The organism is Paracoccus sp. R86501 (assembly GCF_042466435.1).
GTDB lineage: Bacteria > Pseudomonadota > Alphaproteobacteria > Rhodobacterales > Rhodobacteraceae > Paracoccus.
In genome coordinates this window covers 2,445,114-2,460,917 of the sequence record NZ_JAXHPZ010000001.1, presented here as the reverse complement: position 1 = coordinate 2,460,917, position 15,804 = coordinate 2,445,114, and the positions used below count along the sequence as shown (strand labels likewise).

Below are 15,804 nucleotides of genomic sequence, written 5' to 3'. Positions count from 1 at the left end.
TGCATCGAAACGACAAAGGGGCCGCAGCATCGCTGACGGCCCCTTTTTCATGCGGTTACGGGTGGTCTTAGTTGGCAGCGCGGGCCGTGGACAGGGCGCGGGCCAATGCGCAGAAACGCTCGAGGTCGATTTCCTCGGCGCGGGCGGTTGGGGGGATGTCGCAAGCCAGCAGCAGGTCTTCGATGCCGGGATGCAGGCCCTTCAGGCTGGCACGCAGCATCTTGCGGCGCTGGTTGAAGGCGGCACCGGTGACCTGCGACAGCACCCCAGGATCGGCGGGATAGCGCGGTTCCGGCAGCGCGGTCAGATGGACGACGGCGGAATGGACCTTGGGGGCGGGGACGAAGGCTTCGGGGGGCAGATGCATGACGATGCTGGCATCGGCGCGCCACTGCGCCAGCAGCGCCAGACGGCCATAGGCCTTCGATCCGGGCTTGGCGACGATCCGCTCGGCGACCTCTTTCTGGAACATCAGCGTCAGGGACTGCCAGAAAGGCGGCCATGCCCGGGGCGTCAGCCAGCGGATCAGCAGTTCGGTCCCGACATTATAGGGCAGGTTCGCGGCGATGCGGATCGGGCCGGTCAGATGGGCCAGCGGGTCGATATCCAGCGCATCGCCGTTGATGATGGTCAGGCGCCCGGGATAGGCGGCCGAGATCTCCTCAAGCGCGGGAATGGCGCGGGGGTCTTTCTCGATCGCCAGCACATGACGCGCGCCTTGCGCCAGCAGGCCGCGGGTCAGGCCTCCGGGGCCGGGGCCGATCTCCAGCACGTCGCAATTCTTCAGATCGCCCGCCAGACGCGCGATTTTCGACGTCAGGTTCAGGTCCAGCAGAAAGTTCTGGCCCAGCTGTTTCTTGGCGCGCAGGTCATGGGCGGTGATGACGTCGCGCAGCGGTGGCAGATTGTCGATCATTTGCGGGCCTTTGCCATGTCGCGCGCCATCTTCAGCGCCGCGATGGTAGATGAGGGATCGGCCAGACCCTTGCCCGCGATATCGAAAGCAGTGCCATGATCGGGTGAGGTGCGGATGAAGGGCAGGCCAAGCGTCACATTGACGCCACCCGCGAAATCCAGCGTCTTGATCGGGATCAGCCCCTGATCGTGATAGGCGCAGACCGCCGCATCATAACGCGCGCGGGCCGGGGCGTGGAACATCGTGTCGGCGGGCATAGGGCCGGTCAGGTTCAGCCCTTGGGCGCGCAGATCGTCCAGCAGCGGGATGATCATGTCGCGTTCCTGCAAGCCCATCGTGCCGCCTTCGCCTGCGTGGGGGTTCAGCCCTGCCACCGCGATGCGCGGGGCCGGAACGCCGAAATCGCGGATCATCGCGGCATGGGTAATGCGGATTGCCTGTTCCAGCACGTCGCGGGTCAGAGCGGCGGGTACATCAGCCAGCGGGATGTGGATGGTCGCGGGCACCACGCGGCAGGGCGGCGTCACCGTGGTCGAGGCCAGCATCATCACCACCGGCACATCGCCGCCCAGATGCGCCAGATATTCGGTATGTCCAGGGAAGGGGAAACCCGCGCCCTCTTTCAGCGCCTGCTTGCTGATCGGCGCGGTGGTGATGCCCGCCACCTGACCCTGCATCGCAAGATCGACGGCGCGGGCGATCACGTCGATCACCCCTTGGGCATTAGCCGGATCGGGACGACCCGGCGTGGCGGGGGCTGCGAAGTCATGGCGCAGGACGGGAAGGTGCCCCGCCGGAACCGCGTCACCCGGATGATCGACTGCCGTCCACAGGGTGCCGTCGGGCAAGTGGCGCGGATCACCCATCCAGACCAGATCGACACCGCCGGCCAAGGCCAGAGGTGCCAGTTCGGGGCCGACGCCCGCAGGTTCGCCACAGGTCAGCAGGATGCGTTGCGACATCGGATCAGGGCCGCCGGATGACCGCATCGGCACGCAGATCGGCCAGCAGGCCTTCGGCGGCGGTGTTGATCTTGTCGTTGAACAGCTGATCCTTGACGGCCTCGCGGTCGGGGATGCCGCCGGTCTGGGGGATGGCGTTTTCGACACCGTCCTCGGGCAGGGCGGTGGTCGGAACCTCGGCTTGGGCGGCAAGGGCAGGCTGGCGCGAACACAGCATGACCAGCTCGGCGCCCGCGCCCATCGGGACGACGCCGGCCTCATCCGCGTCAAGCGATGCCAGCCGTGATGCGATCAGCGTCGGGATGGCGGCCTGCGATTGCGTCTGGCGCTGGACCTGCGCCGCAGCCTGCGGGCCGGCGTCGGAATAAAGTTCGTCGCAGCTGCGGGTGCGGGCGGCCAGGGCCGAGGCTTCGGCGACCGAGGTCATGCGCAGTGTCAGATAATCCAGCACCTGTTCGCGCGCGCCCGGACGCAGCGACCCTTGCGCATCGCGCAGCAGGAACAGCACCACCGCACCATCGACGGGCAAGGGCTGGGTGATCTGACCGGGCTGCAGTGCCGTCAGGATGGGGCGCAGCGACGGCGGCAGATTTTCCAGCGGCAGCGTGCCTAGCTGCCCCCCGGCCTGTGCCGAGGGCGAGGCCGAATACTGGCGTGCAGCTTGCGCGAATTGCTCCGGCGTCGGGTTCGATCCCACGATCCGCTGTGCCAGTTGCAGCGCCTGCTGTTCCTGACCCGGAGGTGCGGGGATGATCAGTTCCGACAGCGACACGCGGTCGATAATGGGCGTTTCGATGACCCGCTTCAGCTGCTGGTCGATTTCGGCATCCGATACGTTGATCTGGCTGACCAGCCGTGCCCGTACCACATCGCGCCAGACGGTCCCGGCTTCGACGAAATCGCGAAAGACCCCGGCCTCGATGCCGGCGCCTTCCAGACGGGCGATGAAGGTGGCCGAATCCAGACCGGCACGACCGGCGAATTCCTCCATCCCGCGCTGCAGGTTTTCGGGCGTGATGGTCACGCCGATCTGCTTGGCGGCCTGCACGCGCAGGCGGTCGTCGATCAGCGCCTGTTCGGCGACCTGTGCCGAGGTGTCGGGCGCGCCGATCACCTTCATGAAGCGCTGGCGCTGGTCGACCTCGTACCGCGTGACGGCGCTGTCGTTGACGTAGACGACCGGCTGGAACAGGTTCTGTGCCATGACGGGCGTGATCGCGCCGGTGGCCACCACCGCCGCCAAGGCGATACCGGATAGGAAATGCCGCATCTGCTGCCCTCAATCTTGGTTCTTGCCGGGCAGATTAGCGCATGCAGCTGCGCCGCGCCACCGTGCCCGATCCGTCTTGTTGCTGTCCGAACCCGCCCAAACGCACCGACAGGTCGAAACTGGTTTCCGCCCGCACCGTATCGGAACTGGTAAAGCGCCGCGACAGGCCGGTTTCCACGGTGATGCATTCGTTGCGATAGGCGACTTCCAGGCTGGCTTCCTGCGCGCGATCGGCCACGAAATCATAGCGGGTCTCTGCCGTGCCCCACCAGCCGTCCTTGATCTGCCAGCCGATGTTGGCGGCCAGTTCGCTGGCGTCGTCGTCGCGGCCTTCGTCTTCGTCGCTGTCGATCCAAAGGTATCCCGCCGAAACCTGCAGGTCGTCGCGCAGCCACCCCATCCGCAATTCGTTGCGCGAGATGCGGAAGCTGTCGTCGAACAAGGCACGGTTGGCCACGGCCAGCCCCGTGCCGCTGTCGTAATGCGCCGCCAGCAACCAGTCCGAGCGCGAACCGCCGAGCGGCGAATCGACCGCGAAATTATCGGCGCCGCGCGCGCGCACCACCCGTCCGCCTGTCACGCCAAGCGACCAGCCGGTCGGGTCGATCCGCGTCCAGGTCGCGCCGATATTGGCGCGCAACCCGGTTTCGCGCAGGTCGTGGCCCGGAAAGCGGCTGACCGAAAAGAGGTTCCCCTCGTCGAATTCGATCAGGCGGCTGTCTTCGTTCGGGATGTCGTCATCGCGGCCGCGCGGGGAGTACAGCACCTGCACCACCGGCTCGACGATATGGGTGGCGTTCCCGCGGGTGGTTGACAGCGGCCAGCGCAATTCGACGCCGACCTGCGGATCGACGCGGGTGACCAGCTTGTCAAAGCGGCTGTCCTGACCGATGCGATAGATGTCGGCGTCGATCCCAGCCAGTGCGGCCGCGACCACGCCGCCGGGCAGGATGGTGCTGCGCCGCCAGTTGACGCCCACCGACCCGCGCGCCACGTCGCGTCCGATGATGTCGTCGTCCGAGGGGCGGCGGTGGGCATGGGCGGACCATTCCAGCACTGCCTCGCCGCCGATATAGGCGGGCGTCAGGCGGCGGCGCCAGATGACATCGGCGACCTGCGCCGGCGAGGTGGCGTCATCTTCGTCGTCACGCAGGCTGTCGTAATTGCCGACCCGGCCCCAAACCATCTTGTCGCGGCGCACGCGTTCCAGCGATACGCCGCTCCACAGCCGGTCGGCGTCGGTGACGTCGTAATCCAGCAGATAGGCCCGGTCGGACGCCGTCTGGATCTGCACCCCCAGCCGGTATCCGCGCGGAATGTCGAACCGTGCCGCACCGAAGAAATACCCCCGCGTGTCGCCCGGGCGGATGTCGTCGCGGCTGATCGCGCCGTTCCATTCCAGCCCGCCGTTGGCAAAGGCCTGACGATAGCGCAGTTCCAGCGTGGTGGTGCGGTTGACCGACAGATAGGGCGTCAGCGTCACATCAGCGCTGTCGCCAAGCGTCTGGAAATAGGGCAGCTTGACCCCGAACCCCAACCCCGAGGTCGTGCGGATCATCGGCCGCAGAAAACCCGATTGCCGGTCCACGGTCGGATCGGGCGCCGAGACCATGAAGGGCGCGGCGGCGATGGGGATGCCGAAAGCACGCAGCTGCGGGTGGTCGAAGGTGATGCGCTGCGCCTCGGCGTCATGGGTGATCTTACGGGCGCGGATTTCCCACAGGGGCGTCGGGTTCGACGCGCAGATCTGGCAGGATGAAGCGACGACATCGGTCAGCTCGGTGATGCGGCCATTGTCGCGTCGCTCCAACCGGTTCGAGGCCATCTGCAATTCACGGTTCAGCACCAGCCGGGCGCCATTGACGATGCCGTCCTGCAATTCACGGTCCAGCTGGGCGCTGTCGGCGATCAGGATTGGATTTTCGTCCGGGTCGGCACCGGGGCGGGACAGGTGGATCGGTCCCTCGATGGTCAGATCGCCGGATGCGCCGTCCACGATGATCCGCGATGCGATCAGCCGGTTGCCCTGATACCAGACCACCACGCCCCCTGCGGCGATCAGCGTCCGGTCGCCCTTGACCAGCACATTGTCGGCCAGCACCGTCGCGGCACCCTGATCGCCACCCGCGCGCGTGCCGTCCAGCGTCACCGCCACATCGGGTTCCGCCGTCGCGGGCGCGTTCGAGGTCGGCGTCCGGTCGCCCACCGGGTTGCTGCCCAGCTGCTGGGACGCGGGCGCCAGCGCCGAGACCCCCCGCGTCGCCGTCAGCGCCGTTCCCGGCATGTCGGGCATCGCGGGCATGCCCGTGGCCTCGTCGAACATCGATTGCGCGGCGGCAGGGGCGACCAGGGCGGTCGCACCCAGCATTGCCATGGCAAAGGCACGGCCCAGTCCCGAAGCGTGAATGCGCAAGCTCATCCGTCCTCTCGTTTCAGTATCAGGGCCAAGGCGAAAAGCGCGCCGACCAAAGGCGGGGTCCATGCGGCCATGGTGGGGGTAATCTGGCCGTTGTCCCCAAGAATTTGCGCCAGATTGCGCAAGAAGAACAGGGCAATCCCCGCAGCGAAAGCCATCAGGACGGCGACTCCGGTATTTCGGCCACGCACATGCTGCATGGTGAAGGCGGCGGCGATGATGACCATGGCGGCCATCAGGAAGGGGCGGGCCAGCTCCATCTGGAACCAGGTGCTGTGGCGGGCGGCGGAAAAGCCCGCGCGCTCCAACCCGGCGATAAAGGCGGGCAGCTGCCAGACCGGTATGGAGTCGGGTCTTCCAAAACCGTCACGGATGCGCTGCGCGGTCAGGTCGCTGTCCAGCCGCATGCTGTCGCTGCGGGTGACGGAGGCCTGCGGGTTCGGCTGATCCAGGGCGAAATCGCTGACATCCGTCAGTTCCCACGCGCCGGGGGTCAGGCGAGCCTCGCGCGCTTCGATGCGGCGGATGGGACCGGCATCTGGGCCGAAGACCAGAAAGCTGGCATCATAAAGCGTGACGGCATCGGGGCTGGTGCGGCGGGCACGGATGACGATCTGTCCGCTATCCGTGCCATCGGCCTGCATGCTCTGTCGCAACCAGACGGCGCTGTCACCGACGCTGACGGTCTGCTGGCCCTGACGGTCGATCTGGGCCACGGCCTCGTCGTAATACTGGCCGGTGGCGGCGACCAGCGGGTTGATCAGCCCCACGGCCAAGCAGCCCAGCAAAATGGCCGACACCACGGGTGCGCGCAGCAGCTTGATCCCCGACCGCCCCGAGGCCCGGATCGCCACCATTTCCGAACTGCGGGCCAGGTTCAGGAACATGGCGATGGCCGCCAGCACGGTGATCAGCGGCAGGATGGAATAGAAGCTGTCGGCGATGTTCAGCGCCGACAGGCGTGCGGCACCGGACAGGCCGATGTCGCGGTCGGAAAAGCGGCGGATCATCTCGATCATGTCGACAAGGAACAGGATCAGCAGAAAGACCCCCGCCACCGTCAGGAAACTGCGCAGGAAACGCCGCGCGACATAGCAGGCCAGAATCATGACGCGACTCCCTTGGGTCCGCGGGGACGTGACGCCAGCCACAACAGGCCCGCACACAGCAGTGCCCCGACCAGCGCGGGCAGATACAGCAATGGCCACAGCGCCAAGTTCCGACCCACCTGATTAGCGGCGGCATTCGACAGGAACTGGATCAGGATCAGCCCGGCGATCGCCCATCCCACCTGCCGCCAGACGCCAAAGCGGGAAAAACCGCCGATCAGCAGCGTGGCAAAGCCCAGCATCGCGGCAATCGGTGACAACAGCGGCTGGGCGATGCGTTCATGCGCCTCGCGCCTTGCAGCGGCGGCGGTTTCGCCGGTGGCCTGCAACAGGTCCTGATCGGGCGTCAGCAGACGCAGCGTGCCGTAATCGCGCAGGTCGCGTCCCTTGCTGCTGCCCCCCGCGAACATGCCGCCGATGTCATAGCTGAATTCCTGGAAGCGCGTCACCGACAGGTCCGGCCCCGTCGCGCGGATGGTCATGGTCTGGGCCATGCCCTGCAACAGCACCAGCACGGGACCGGTGTCGGTCCGCACGACCAGAGCCTCTTGCGCGGTATAGATCACCTGACGGTCGGGGTTGCGGGCGTCCTCGATGAACAGGTCCAGCAGGCGTCCGTCGGATGCGATGTCGCGGATGAACAGCGTCACCCCTTCGGCCGGATACTGGAACGATCCGGGGCGCAGGAACTGGGCGGTCACGTTTTCGGCGATCTCGGACGACCGGTCGGCCAGACGGGCGCGGGCCATTGGCACCAGCCCGTGGACCAGCACCGCCACCATCAATCCGACCGTCAGGCCAAAGACCAGCACAGGTCGCGCAAGCCGCCATGGCGACAGGCCCGCGGCCTGCATGGCGACCAGTTCGGATTCGCCCGACAGGCGGTTCGTCCCGTAAGCCGTCGCCGCAAAGGCCGCGACCGGCAGCACCACGGAAATCACCAAGGGCAAGGTCAGCGCCGTGAATTCCAGCACCACCAGCGCCGTCTGGCCATCATTCAGCAGGTCGTCGAACAGGCTGACCGCGCGGTTGATCCAATAGACGGAAACCAGCACCAGCGCGAAGAAGCCGAACAATGTCAGCATCAGACCAAGGACGTATTTGTCGATCCGGGGCATGCCGTGCCTTTCCGCGCGTGACGTTCATTCCTGCTTAGCTGCAAGGGCGGCTCTGGAAAAGAGGCGGGCGCAGGTCTAGGTTCAGTGGCAACAAGACGTGAGGATCTTTTTCGATGACCCAACCTGTTGAAATCAGCTTTACCGATACTGCCCCCGAAAAGCTTGCCGAACATGAGGGCCGCATCGCGCTGGTCCTGACGGCGACGGACCGTCTTCCCGGCAAGCTGCCCCGCCCGACGCGCGAGGCGGCGACCCGCGCGCTGGAATCCAAGGCCGGTCAGGCGCTGAAGCCCGGTCAGGTGCTGGAACTGGCTTTCCCCGCCGGCATGGTGGCTGAATTGCTGATGCTGGTGATGTTGCCGCACGGATCGACCCAGTCCGAGGCACGCCGCGCTGGTGCCGCCATCGGATCGCGTCTGGGCAAGGTGCATACGCTGGTGATGGCGGGCGGTCATGCGCAGGCCAATGACATCGCGCTGGGTCTGGCGTTGCGCAGCTATGACTTCGGGGCCTATCACACCGACCGCGACGATGCCGACGAGGCCCGCCCTCAGGTCACCTTCCTTGTCAAAAAGCCCGAGGAACTGGCCAAGGTCGCATCCGATGCCGCTGCTCTGGCCGAGGGTGTGTTCTTCACCCGCGATCTGGTCAACGAACCCGCCAACGTCCTGACCACCAGCGATTTCGCCGACCGCCTGCAGGCGATGGAGGAGATCGGTCTGGAAGTCGAGGTTCTGGACGAAGACGAACTGCAGGCCTTGGGCATGCGCGCGTTGCTGGCCGTCGGTCAGGGCAGCGAATCGCCGTCCAAGGTCGTGGTCATGCGCTGGAACGGTGGCGGAGACGAGGCACCGCTGGCGCTGGTCGGCAAGGGCGTGGTGTTCGATACGGGCGGCATTTCCATCAAGCCGGCGGCGGGCATGGAAGACATGACCATGGACATGGGCGGCGCGGGCGTCGTTGCGGGCGTGATGCGCACCGTGGCACTGCGTCGGGCCAAGGCCAATGTCGTGGGTCTGGTCGGGTTGGTCGAAAACATGCCCGACGGCAAGGCGCAGCGTCCGGGCGATATCGTCAAATCCATGAAGGGCGATACGATCGAGGTCATCAACACCGACGCCGAGGGCCGTATGGTTCTGGCCGACGTGCTTTGGTACGCGCAAGAACGGTTCGAGCCCAAGGCCATCGTCGATCTGGCCACCCTGACCGGTGCGGTCATCATCGCGCTGGGCCATGACAACGCGGGCGTCTTCTGCAACGACGACACCTTCGCCGACCAGATCCTGTCGGCCGCGAAATCCGAGGGCGAGGGCGCATGGCGTCTGCCGTTGGGCAAGCCCTATGACGATCTGATCAAGTCGCGTCTGGCCGACATGAAGAACACCGGCGGGCGCGCGGCGGGGTCGATCACGGCGGCGCAGTTCCTGCAGCGCTTCATCAAGCCAGGTCAGGCTTGGGCGCATCTGGATATCGCGGGTGTGGCGCTGCCGCCCTCGGCCACCGATCTGGCCCCCAAGGGTGCCACGGGTTGGGGCGTGATGACGCTGGACCGTCTGGTCCGCGACCAGTTCGAAACCAAGTGATCATGTTTTTGATCATCACCGCGTCCGGCACCCGCCGGTCGCGGCGGGCTGCGTGATCTAATGGGGAACGCGCTGTTCTATCATCTGACACGCTCGCCCGCCGAACAGCTGGTGCCGGTCCTGCTGGGCAAGGCGCTGGCTGCCGGTTGGCGCTGCGAATTGCGTGCCGGTGATGCGCAGCGGCTGGAACGTCTGGACCAGCATCTGTGGCAAGACGACGGCTTTCTGCCGCATGGCATGGCGGGCGGTCCACATGATGCGCGCCAGCCGGTGCTGCTGACGGTGGCTGGTCAACAGGCGGGGAATGATCCGGCCTGCCTGATGGCGCTGGACGGAGTGGCGGTGATGCCTGATGAAATGACCCGCCTTGACCGCGCCTGCATCATCTTCGACGGCGGCGATGACACCGCGACCGCCCGCGCCCGCGATCAATGGCGCGAACTGACCGGCGCGGGCATCGAGGCGCAATACTGGTCCGAGGAATCGGGCCGCTGGGAACGCAAACGCTAGGCTGCGGCGTGGCCTGCCAGCCGCGCATGCAGATCCTCGCGCCGCAGGTCGGCCTTCGGGCCCTGCATGACGGCGCGGCCACGCTCCATCACCAAAAAATCGTCGCCTAGGTCCCAAGCAAAGTCGAAGAACTGTTCGACCAGCACGATGGCCATATCGCCACGATCGCGCAGGGCGGCGATGACACGCCCGATCTGGGCGATGATATTGGGCTGGATCCCTTCGGTCGGTTCGTCCAGCAGCAGGACGCGCGGCTTGGTGATCAGGGCGCGGGCGATGGCCAGCTGTTGCTGCTGACCGCCCGACAGATCGCCGCCGCGTCGGTGCGACATCTCGGCCAGAACCGGAAAGCTGTCGAAGATCTCCTGCGGGATCCGGCGTTCGGTGCGGGGCAGGCAGGCAAAGCCGGTCTCCATGTTTTCCTGCACGGTCAGCATCGGAAAGATCGCGCGGCCCTGTGGGACATAGCCGATGCCAAGCCGCGCCATCTGCTGGGCGGTCACACGGCCCAAAGGCTTGCCGTCCATGGTGATCTCTCCGCCTGACCGGGGATGGCGTCCGGCCAGCAGGTTCATCAGGGATGTCTTGCCCACCCCGTTGTTGCCCATCACGCAGGTGACGGTTCCAAGGCGCGCCTGCAGGTCGATCCCGTGCAGGATCTGGCTGCCGCCGTAATGCAGGGTCAGGTTCGTCGCGTTCAGCATGTCATCGCCCCAGATAGACGTCGATGACGTCGGGATTGCGGGTCACATGGTCCAGTGACCCCTCGGCCAGAACCGATCCCTGATGCAGGACGGTCACCTTGCAGTTCAGGCGGCGCACAAAGTCCATGTCATGTTCGACGACGACCACGGCGCGGGTCTGTGCCAATCGCACCAGCAGCGCCGTGGTCAGTTCGCGTTCGGCCAGCGTCATGCCCGCGGCCGGTTCATCGACCAGCAACAGGCGTGGTTCCTGTGCCAGCAGCATGCCGATTTCCAGCCATTGCTTCTGACCATGGCTTAATTGACCCGCCTGACGGTGGATGTGGTCGGACAGACCAACCTCGGCGGCCAGTTCGATGACGCGGGCACCGGTGATGGGGGCGGGGCGCCATGCCAGCACCGCAAAGGGGTTGCGGTTGGCCTTCAGGGCCATGACCAGATTGTCCTCGACCGTCTGATCCTCGAATACGGTGGGGCGCTGGAACTTGCGGCCGACACCGGCGCGGGCGATCTGCAATTCGGTCATTTTCAGCAGGGATTTCGATGTTTCACCCCACAGGACCTCGCCCTTGTCGGGGCGGGTCTTGCCGGTGACGATATCCATGAAGGTCGTTTTTCCCGCCCCGTTCGGGCCGATCACCGCACGCAATTCGCGTTCGCCGATGTTGAAGGACAGGTTGTTGATGGCGCGGAACCCGTCAAAGCTGACCGAGACTCCGCTGACTTCCAGAAGCGCGCTCATGCCTTGTCCTTTTTGCGGGGCATCAGGTCGAAGATGCCGGCGATGCCCTTGGGGGCGAACAGGGTGACCAGCACGAAGGAAAGCCCCAGTGCCACCTGCCACCAATCGACCCATTTGATGACATAGCCGGGCAGGGCGATGTCGGGTGCCCGCCCGCCAGTGAACCAGCTGGACAGAAGCGACACGACAACCGCGCCGATGATCGCGCCATACAGCCGTCCCCGACCGCCGATGGCGACCCAGACCGCCAGATAAATGGATGCGATGGGCATCATTTCCGCAGGATTGATGATGCCTGCCTGCGGGTAATACAGCGCGCCCGCGATGGCGGTGATCATGGCGGCAAGGGTAAAGACGACCAGCTTGAAGCCTTCGACCGGATAGCCAAGGAAACGCACGCGGGTTTCATCATCGCGAATGGCGCGGATCACGCTGCCGAATTTACCGCTGACCACCCAAGCGGCCAGCACATAGCACAGCGCCAAGGCCACAGCCGACGCCCAGAGGAACCAGACCGAAACCTTGGCCTGACCGACGCCCTCCAGTCCCGGCAGGTTCTGCAGCCCTGACAGCCCATTGTTGCCGCGAAAGCCGCTGTCGTTCTGGAACAGCCACAGCGCCAGTGCCAGCGTCATCGCCTGCGTCAGGATCGACAGATAGACGCCGTTCACGCGGCTGCGGAAGGCCAGCCAGCCGAAGACCAGCGCCAGCAGCCCCGGCACCGCCACGACCAGCATCAGTTGCAGCGGCAGCGAATGGGCAAAGGCCCATGTGGTCGGCAGATCAGCCGAACCGACGACGCCGAAAATCTGGTTTGCGGTGGCCTGCTGCAGCTCCAACGGGGTGGGCGGAATGGGGTTTTGCGCCAGCGATGCGGCGACGATGTCTTCCGTGCGGGCATACATTAGCCATTGGCCGATCATATAGCCGCCAAGGGCAAAGAACGCCATCTGGCCCAGTGACAGGATGCCCAGATAGCCCCAGACCAGATCCATGGCGACGGCGGCCAGTGCCAGGCACAACGTCTTGCCCAGCACCTTGACCATCGATGTCGGAATGGCGCCGTTGCCATAAGCGTGGCTGAGGAAGGTGACTGCCAGCGTAAAGACCGCCAGCACGGCCAGAACCGGCAGGACCGATTTGTTGCGCAGGATGAAGGGGGTTCGCGTCATGGCCTATGCCTCCGCCGCGCGGCCCTTTTGCGGGATGATCCCACGGGGCCGGAACTGGATGAAGATGATGATGAACAGGATCATGAAGGTCTGCGCCGCCAGCGTGTTGCCGGGGTTCAGCGATTCGATGACCTTGGACAGCCCGCCGATCAGCGCAGCCCCAGCCAGCGTGCCCCAGATGTTGCCGACACCGCCGACGACCACCGTCATGAAGCTTTGGACGATATAGCCCTGACCCAGTTCGGATGTGACCTGCGCGAACAGACCGATGGCGACGCCCGCGATGCCCGCGATGCCGGACCCCAGGCCGAAGGTCATCATGGCGATGCGGTCGGGGTTGATGCCCATGCTGGCTGCCATGCCGGGGTTCTGGGTGACGGCGCGGACCTCTAGCCCCAGTCTTGTGCGCTTCATGATGAACAGGAACAGCCCAAGAAAAAGCAGCGCCAGCACGAAGATCGCCACACGGATCGAGCTGATCGAGATCACGTCGTTGATGGTAATCGACCCCTCCAGCCACGCAGGCGCGGTCAGCGGGCGGGCCTGCGTGCCGAAGATATTCTTGGCCAGCTGCTGCAGCGCGATGGACACGCCGAAGGTCGCCAGCAGGGTCTCCAACGGGCGATGGGCCAGATGGCGGATCACCAGCCGGTAAAGGATCACCCCCGCCGCAAAGGTCACCGCAAAGGCCAGCGGCAGCGCCACGATCAGTGACAGCGTGCGATCCGCGATCAGCGTCTGCACGGTATAGGCGGTATAAGCGCCCAGCATGATGAATTCGCCATGCGCCATATTAATGACCCGCATGACGCCGAAGGTGACGGCCAGACCGATCGCCGCCAGGAAATAGATGGATGCCAGCGACAGCGCGTCCAGCCCCAGATCGACGCCCTTCATCGCGCCCAGACGGACCTCGGCGCTGACCTGCGCGGTGCGGGCGGCGTCGGTCACGTCGCTGTCAGGTTCCGCGTAAAGCTGGAAGAAGCGATGGGCGGCCAGCGCCTCACGCGCTTCGGATTCGGTGGCGGCGGGGGGGACGGCGTTCGAGGCCTCCAGCGCATCATAGGTGGCGTCGCGAATGGCTGGGTCGCCCAGATCGGCGACGGGGGTGCCTGCGACCTTGCCATCGACGATATTGGCGGCCAGCGCGGCCCGTTGTTCGTCCGAGGTCATGAAGGGCTGCAATGCGTTCATATCCACCAGGGCCGACAGGGCATCGGTGCGGGGTAGATCGTCACCAATGGTCAGTTCGCGCGCGACATTGCCCTGCGGCATGTCGGTATCGGCCACCAGCCGCGTGGCCAGCAGCGGGTTCAGCACGGCGCGAAAGTCCAGCGCGACGTCACCGGCCATCGCCTCGATCGCGGCGATGCGGGCGGCGGGGTCGGTGCCGTGCTGAATTGTCATCAGCTTTTCCAGCCGTGCCTTGCGGGCGGCCAGCGCCGGATCGGGGTCGTCCAGCGCGGCGCGCAGGGGGGCCAGTTGATCGGCATTGCCCGACCGTGCCAGCGTATCCAGCGCCATGGCGCGACGCGCGGGGTCGGGGTCCTTCAGCTGGCTGGCGACCAGCGCGCTTTCGATGACGCCGCGCACGCCAGAGTTGGGGCGCAGGGGGCGGTCATCCGGCGCAGGGGCGGCATCACCGGTCAGCGCATCGACCGCCGCATCACCGTCGATGATCAGCAGGCTGCCGCTTTCCGTCAGCACCAATTGGCGGTCCGCCCATGCCTGCAACAACGCCAGACCCTGCGGGCCAGTGGCCGCGATCCGGTTAACCAGCGGCCCCACCGTCCTGCGCGAGGGCTTTTCGATCTGGTCGATGCTGTCGGCCACGACCGTTTCCAGCGATTGGGCGAGGGCGGCAAGGGGCATCAGCAGCGCCGCGACAAGGGCTGCAATCAGGCGGAACCGGGGCACGATGGGGGTATCCTTCCGAAACAGGGGTCGGGCGGCGCAAGGCCGCCCGACGTCAGGTCAGTAATTCGACTGCTTCTGCACGCAGGCACCGGTATCGGTGTTGATCATGCCGCAGTCCTTTTCGGCCCAATCGGCGTCCAGCACGGCGGATTCGGGCAGGAAGTCGGTCCAGGCATCACCGGCGACAGGCTCGGTCTGGCTGACGATATCGAACTGGCCATCCTCGCGGATCTCACCGATCAGGACGGGCTTGGTGATGTGGTGGTTGGGCAGGACCTGCGCGGTGCCGCCGGTCAGGTTCGGAACCTCGACGCCGACGATGGCGTCAAGGACCGGGTCCACGTCGGTGGTGCCTGCGGCCTCGACGGCGGCGACCCATGCGTTGAAGCCGATCATCGTGGCCTCCATCGGGTCGTTGGTCACGCGCTTGTCGTCGCCGGTGAATTCATGCCAGGCGGTGATGAATTCGTCGTTCTGATCGCTTTCGGCGGTCTCGAAGTAGTTCCAAGCCGCCATGTGGCCGACAAGGTTGGCGGTATCCAGACCCGACAGCTCTTCCTCGCCCACGGAAAAGGCCATGACGGGGATGTCGTCGGCGGAAACGCCTGCCGCAGCCAGTTCTTTGTAGAAGCCGACGTTCGCATCGCCGTTGATGGTCGACACGACGCCGACCTTCTTGCCGTCCGCCCCAAGCGCCACGACATCGGCGACGATCTTGGACCAGTCGCTGTGTCCGAAGGGGGTGTAGTTGACGAAGATATCCTCATCCGCGACGCCGTTCGACTTCAGATAGGCGTCCAGAATGTTGTTCGTCGTGCGGGGATAAACGTAATCCGTGCCCAGCAGCGCCCATTTCTCGACGCCCAGCTCCTCGGTCATGTAATCGACGGCGGGGATCGCCTGCTGGTTCGGCGCGGCACCGGTATAGATGACGTTCTTGGACGATTCCTCGCCCTCGTATTGCACGGGATAGAACAGCAGGCCGTTCAGCTCCTCGATCACCGGAAGGACGGATTTGCGGCTGACCGACGTCCAGCAGCCGAAGATCGCATCCACGTCGCTGACGGTCAGCAATTCGCGGGCCTTTTCCGCAAACAGCGGCCAGTCGGATGCCGGATCGACGACCACCGCCTCCAGCGGGCGACCAAGGACGCCGCCCTTGGCGTTCTGCTGTTCGACCAGCATCAGAACGGTGTCCTTCAGCGTGGTTTCGGAAATGGCCATCGTGCCTGACAGCGAATGCAGCACGCCGATCTTGATGGGTTCGCCCTCTTGGGCCCAAGCGCCGCCCGCCGCCGTCAAGGCGCTGGTCAGCAACAACATTCTGGTAAATCCGGTCATGTTACCCTTTCCTGCCGGCTCTGCGGCCGGTCTCCCTGTCAATC

13 protein-coding genes are annotated in these 15,804 nt (G+C 65.6%); 2 read left to right on the top strand and 11 right to left on the bottom strand.

Annotation, left to right across the window (positions count from 1 at the left end):
* Positions 1-67: 67 nt before the first annotated feature.
* From rsmA to lptF, 6 genes are read right to left on the bottom strand one after another with little or no spacing between them, the layout of a single operon-like run.
* A complete protein-coding gene (rsmA, locus tag SJY40_RS12015) occupies positions 68-916 on the bottom strand; it encodes a 16S rRNA (adenine(1518)-N(6)/adenine(1519)-N(6))-dimethyltransferase RsmA (protein ID WP_378946649.1) in 849 nt (282 codons plus the stop codon).
* The gene (pdxA, locus tag SJY40_RS12010) at positions 913-1,878 is read right to left on the bottom strand and encodes a 4-hydroxythreonine-4-phosphate dehydrogenase PdxA (protein WP_378946647.1); all 966 of its coding nucleotides are present in this window, start codon (positions 1,876-1,878) and stop codon (positions 913-915) included. Before pdxA ends, rsmA begins: the two co-directional genes overlap by 4 nt.
* A gap of 4 nt (positions 1,879-1,882) precedes the next feature.
* Positions 1,883-3,148, bottom strand: coding sequence for a peptidylprolyl isomerase (locus SJY40_RS12005; RefSeq protein ID WP_378946644.1), 1,266 nt, complete (start codon positions 3,146-3,148; stop codon positions 1,883-1,885).
* A 34-nt stretch (positions 3,149-3,182) separates the two neighbouring features.
* Positions 3,183-5,567, bottom strand: coding sequence for an LPS-assembly protein LptD (locus SJY40_RS12000; RefSeq protein WP_378946641.1), 2,385 nt, complete (start codon positions 5,565-5,567; stop codon positions 3,183-3,185).
* Positions 5,564-6,673 carry an LPS export ABC transporter permease LptG gene (lptG, locus tag SJY40_RS11995; protein WP_378946638.1) on the bottom strand — a complete coding sequence of 370 codons (1,110 nt, stop codon included), beginning with the start codon at positions 6,671-6,673 and terminating at the stop codon, positions 5,564-5,566. Before lptG ends, SJY40_RS12000 begins: the two co-directional genes overlap by 4 nt.
* Positions 6,670-7,791 (bottom strand): LPS export ABC transporter permease LptF, encoded by a 1,122-nt coding sequence (gene lptF / locus SJY40_RS11990; protein ID WP_378946635.1) that lies wholly within the window; start codon positions 7,789-7,791, stop codon positions 6,670-6,672. The genes lptG and lptF overlap by 4 nt, the downstream gene beginning before the upstream one ends.
* A gap of 113 nt (positions 7,792-7,904) precedes the next feature.
* On the opposite strand from lptF, the gene SJY40_RS11985 reads away from it, so the two are divergent.
* Complete coding sequence (locus SJY40_RS11985) at positions 7,905-9,374, top strand: leucyl aminopeptidase (RefSeq protein WP_378946632.1); 1,470 nt, start codon at positions 7,905-7,907, stop codon at positions 9,372-9,374.
* Between the two features lie 60 nt (positions 9,375-9,434).
* Positions 9,435-9,884 (top strand): DNA polymerase III subunit chi, encoded by a 450-nt coding sequence (locus tag SJY40_RS11980; RefSeq protein WP_378946629.1) that lies wholly within the window; start codon positions 9,435-9,437, stop codon positions 9,882-9,884.
* Here SJY40_RS11980 and urtE read toward each other — a convergent pair.
* The 5 genes from urtE to urtA form a co-directional block, all read right to left on the bottom strand.
* Positions 9,881-10,588, bottom strand: a complete 708-nt coding sequence (gene urtE, locus SJY40_RS11975) for an urea ABC transporter ATP-binding subunit UrtE (RefSeq protein WP_378946627.1) — start codon at positions 10,586-10,588, stop codon at positions 9,881-9,883. The genes SJY40_RS11980 and urtE overlap by 4 nt on opposite strands.
* 1 nt (position 10,589) lies before the next feature.
* The gene (urtD, locus tag SJY40_RS11970; protein WP_378946623.1) at positions 10,590-11,330 is read right to left on the bottom strand and encodes an urea ABC transporter ATP-binding protein UrtD; all 741 of its coding nucleotides are present in this window, start codon (positions 11,328-11,330) and stop codon (positions 10,590-10,592) included.
* Positions 11,327-12,502: an urea ABC transporter permease subunit UrtC gene (urtC, locus tag SJY40_RS11965; protein WP_378946620.1), complete on the bottom strand. Its 1,176-nt coding sequence runs from the start codon at positions 12,500-12,502 to the stop codon at positions 11,327-11,329. The genes urtD and urtC overlap by 4 nt, the downstream gene beginning before the upstream one ends.
* A 3-nt stretch (positions 12,503-12,505) precedes the next feature.
* Positions 12,506-14,374, bottom strand: a complete 1,869-nt coding sequence (gene urtB, locus SJY40_RS11960; RefSeq protein WP_378948422.1) for an urea ABC transporter permease subunit UrtB — start codon at positions 14,372-14,374, stop codon at positions 12,506-12,508.
* 102 nt (positions 14,375-14,476) lie between these two features.
* The gene (urtA, locus tag SJY40_RS11955) at positions 14,477-15,760 is read right to left on the bottom strand and encodes an urea ABC transporter substrate-binding protein (protein ID WP_378946617.1); all 1,284 of its coding nucleotides are present in this window, start codon (positions 15,758-15,760) and stop codon (positions 14,477-14,479) included.
* Positions 15,761-15,804: the final 44 nt, after the last annotated feature.

What these genes read in the sequence shown, in the direction of transcription:
- rsmA (WP_378946649.1), bottom strand. Translation starts at nt 916, where the DNA reads ATGATCGACAATCTGCCACCGCTGCGCGACGTCATCACCGCCCATGAC.
- pdxA (WP_378946647.1), bottom strand. Translation starts at nt 1,878, where the DNA reads ATGTCGCAACGCATCCTGCTGACCTGTGGCGAACCTGCGGGCGTCGGC.
- SJY40_RS12005 (WP_378946644.1), bottom strand. Translation starts at nt 3,148, where the DNA reads ATGCGGCATTTCCTATCCGGTATCGCCTTGGCGGCGGTGGTGGCCACC.
- SJY40_RS12000 (WP_378946641.1), bottom strand. Translation starts at nt 5,567, where the DNA reads ATGAGCTTGCGCATTCACGCTTCGGGACTGGGCCGTGCCTTTGCCATG.
- lptG (WP_378946638.1), bottom strand. Translation starts at nt 6,673, where the DNA reads ATGATTCTGGCCTGCTATGTCGCGCGGCGTTTCCTGCGCAGTTTCCTG.
- lptF (WP_378946635.1), bottom strand. Translation starts at nt 7,791, where the DNA reads ATGCCCCGGATCGACAAATACGTCCTTGGTCTGATGCTGACATTGTTC.
- SJY40_RS11985 (WP_378946632.1), top strand. Translation starts at nt 7,905, where the DNA reads ATGACCCAACCTGTTGAAATCAGCTTTACCGATACTGCCCCCGAAAAG.
- SJY40_RS11980 (WP_378946629.1), top strand. Translation starts at nt 9,435, where the DNA reads ATGGGGAACGCGCTGTTCTATCATCTGACACGCTCGCCCGCCGAACAG.
- urtE (WP_378946627.1), bottom strand. Translation starts at nt 10,588, where the DNA reads ATGCTGAACGCGACGAACCTGACCCTGCATTACGGCGGCAGCCAGATC.
- urtD (WP_378946623.1), bottom strand. Translation starts at nt 11,330, where the DNA reads ATGAGCGCGCTTCTGGAAGTCAGCGGAGTCTCGGTCAGCTTTGACGGG.
- urtC (WP_378946620.1), bottom strand. Translation starts at nt 12,502, where the DNA reads ATGACGCGAACCCCCTTCATCCTGCGCAACAAATCGGTCCTGCCGGTT.
- urtB (WP_378948422.1), bottom strand. Translation starts at nt 14,374, where the DNA reads ATGCCCCTTGCCGCCCTCGCCCAATCGCTGGAAACGGTCGTGGCCGAC.
- urtA (WP_378946617.1), bottom strand. Translation starts at nt 15,760, where the DNA reads ATGACCGGATTTACCAGAATGTTGTTGCTGACCAGCGCCTTGACGGCG.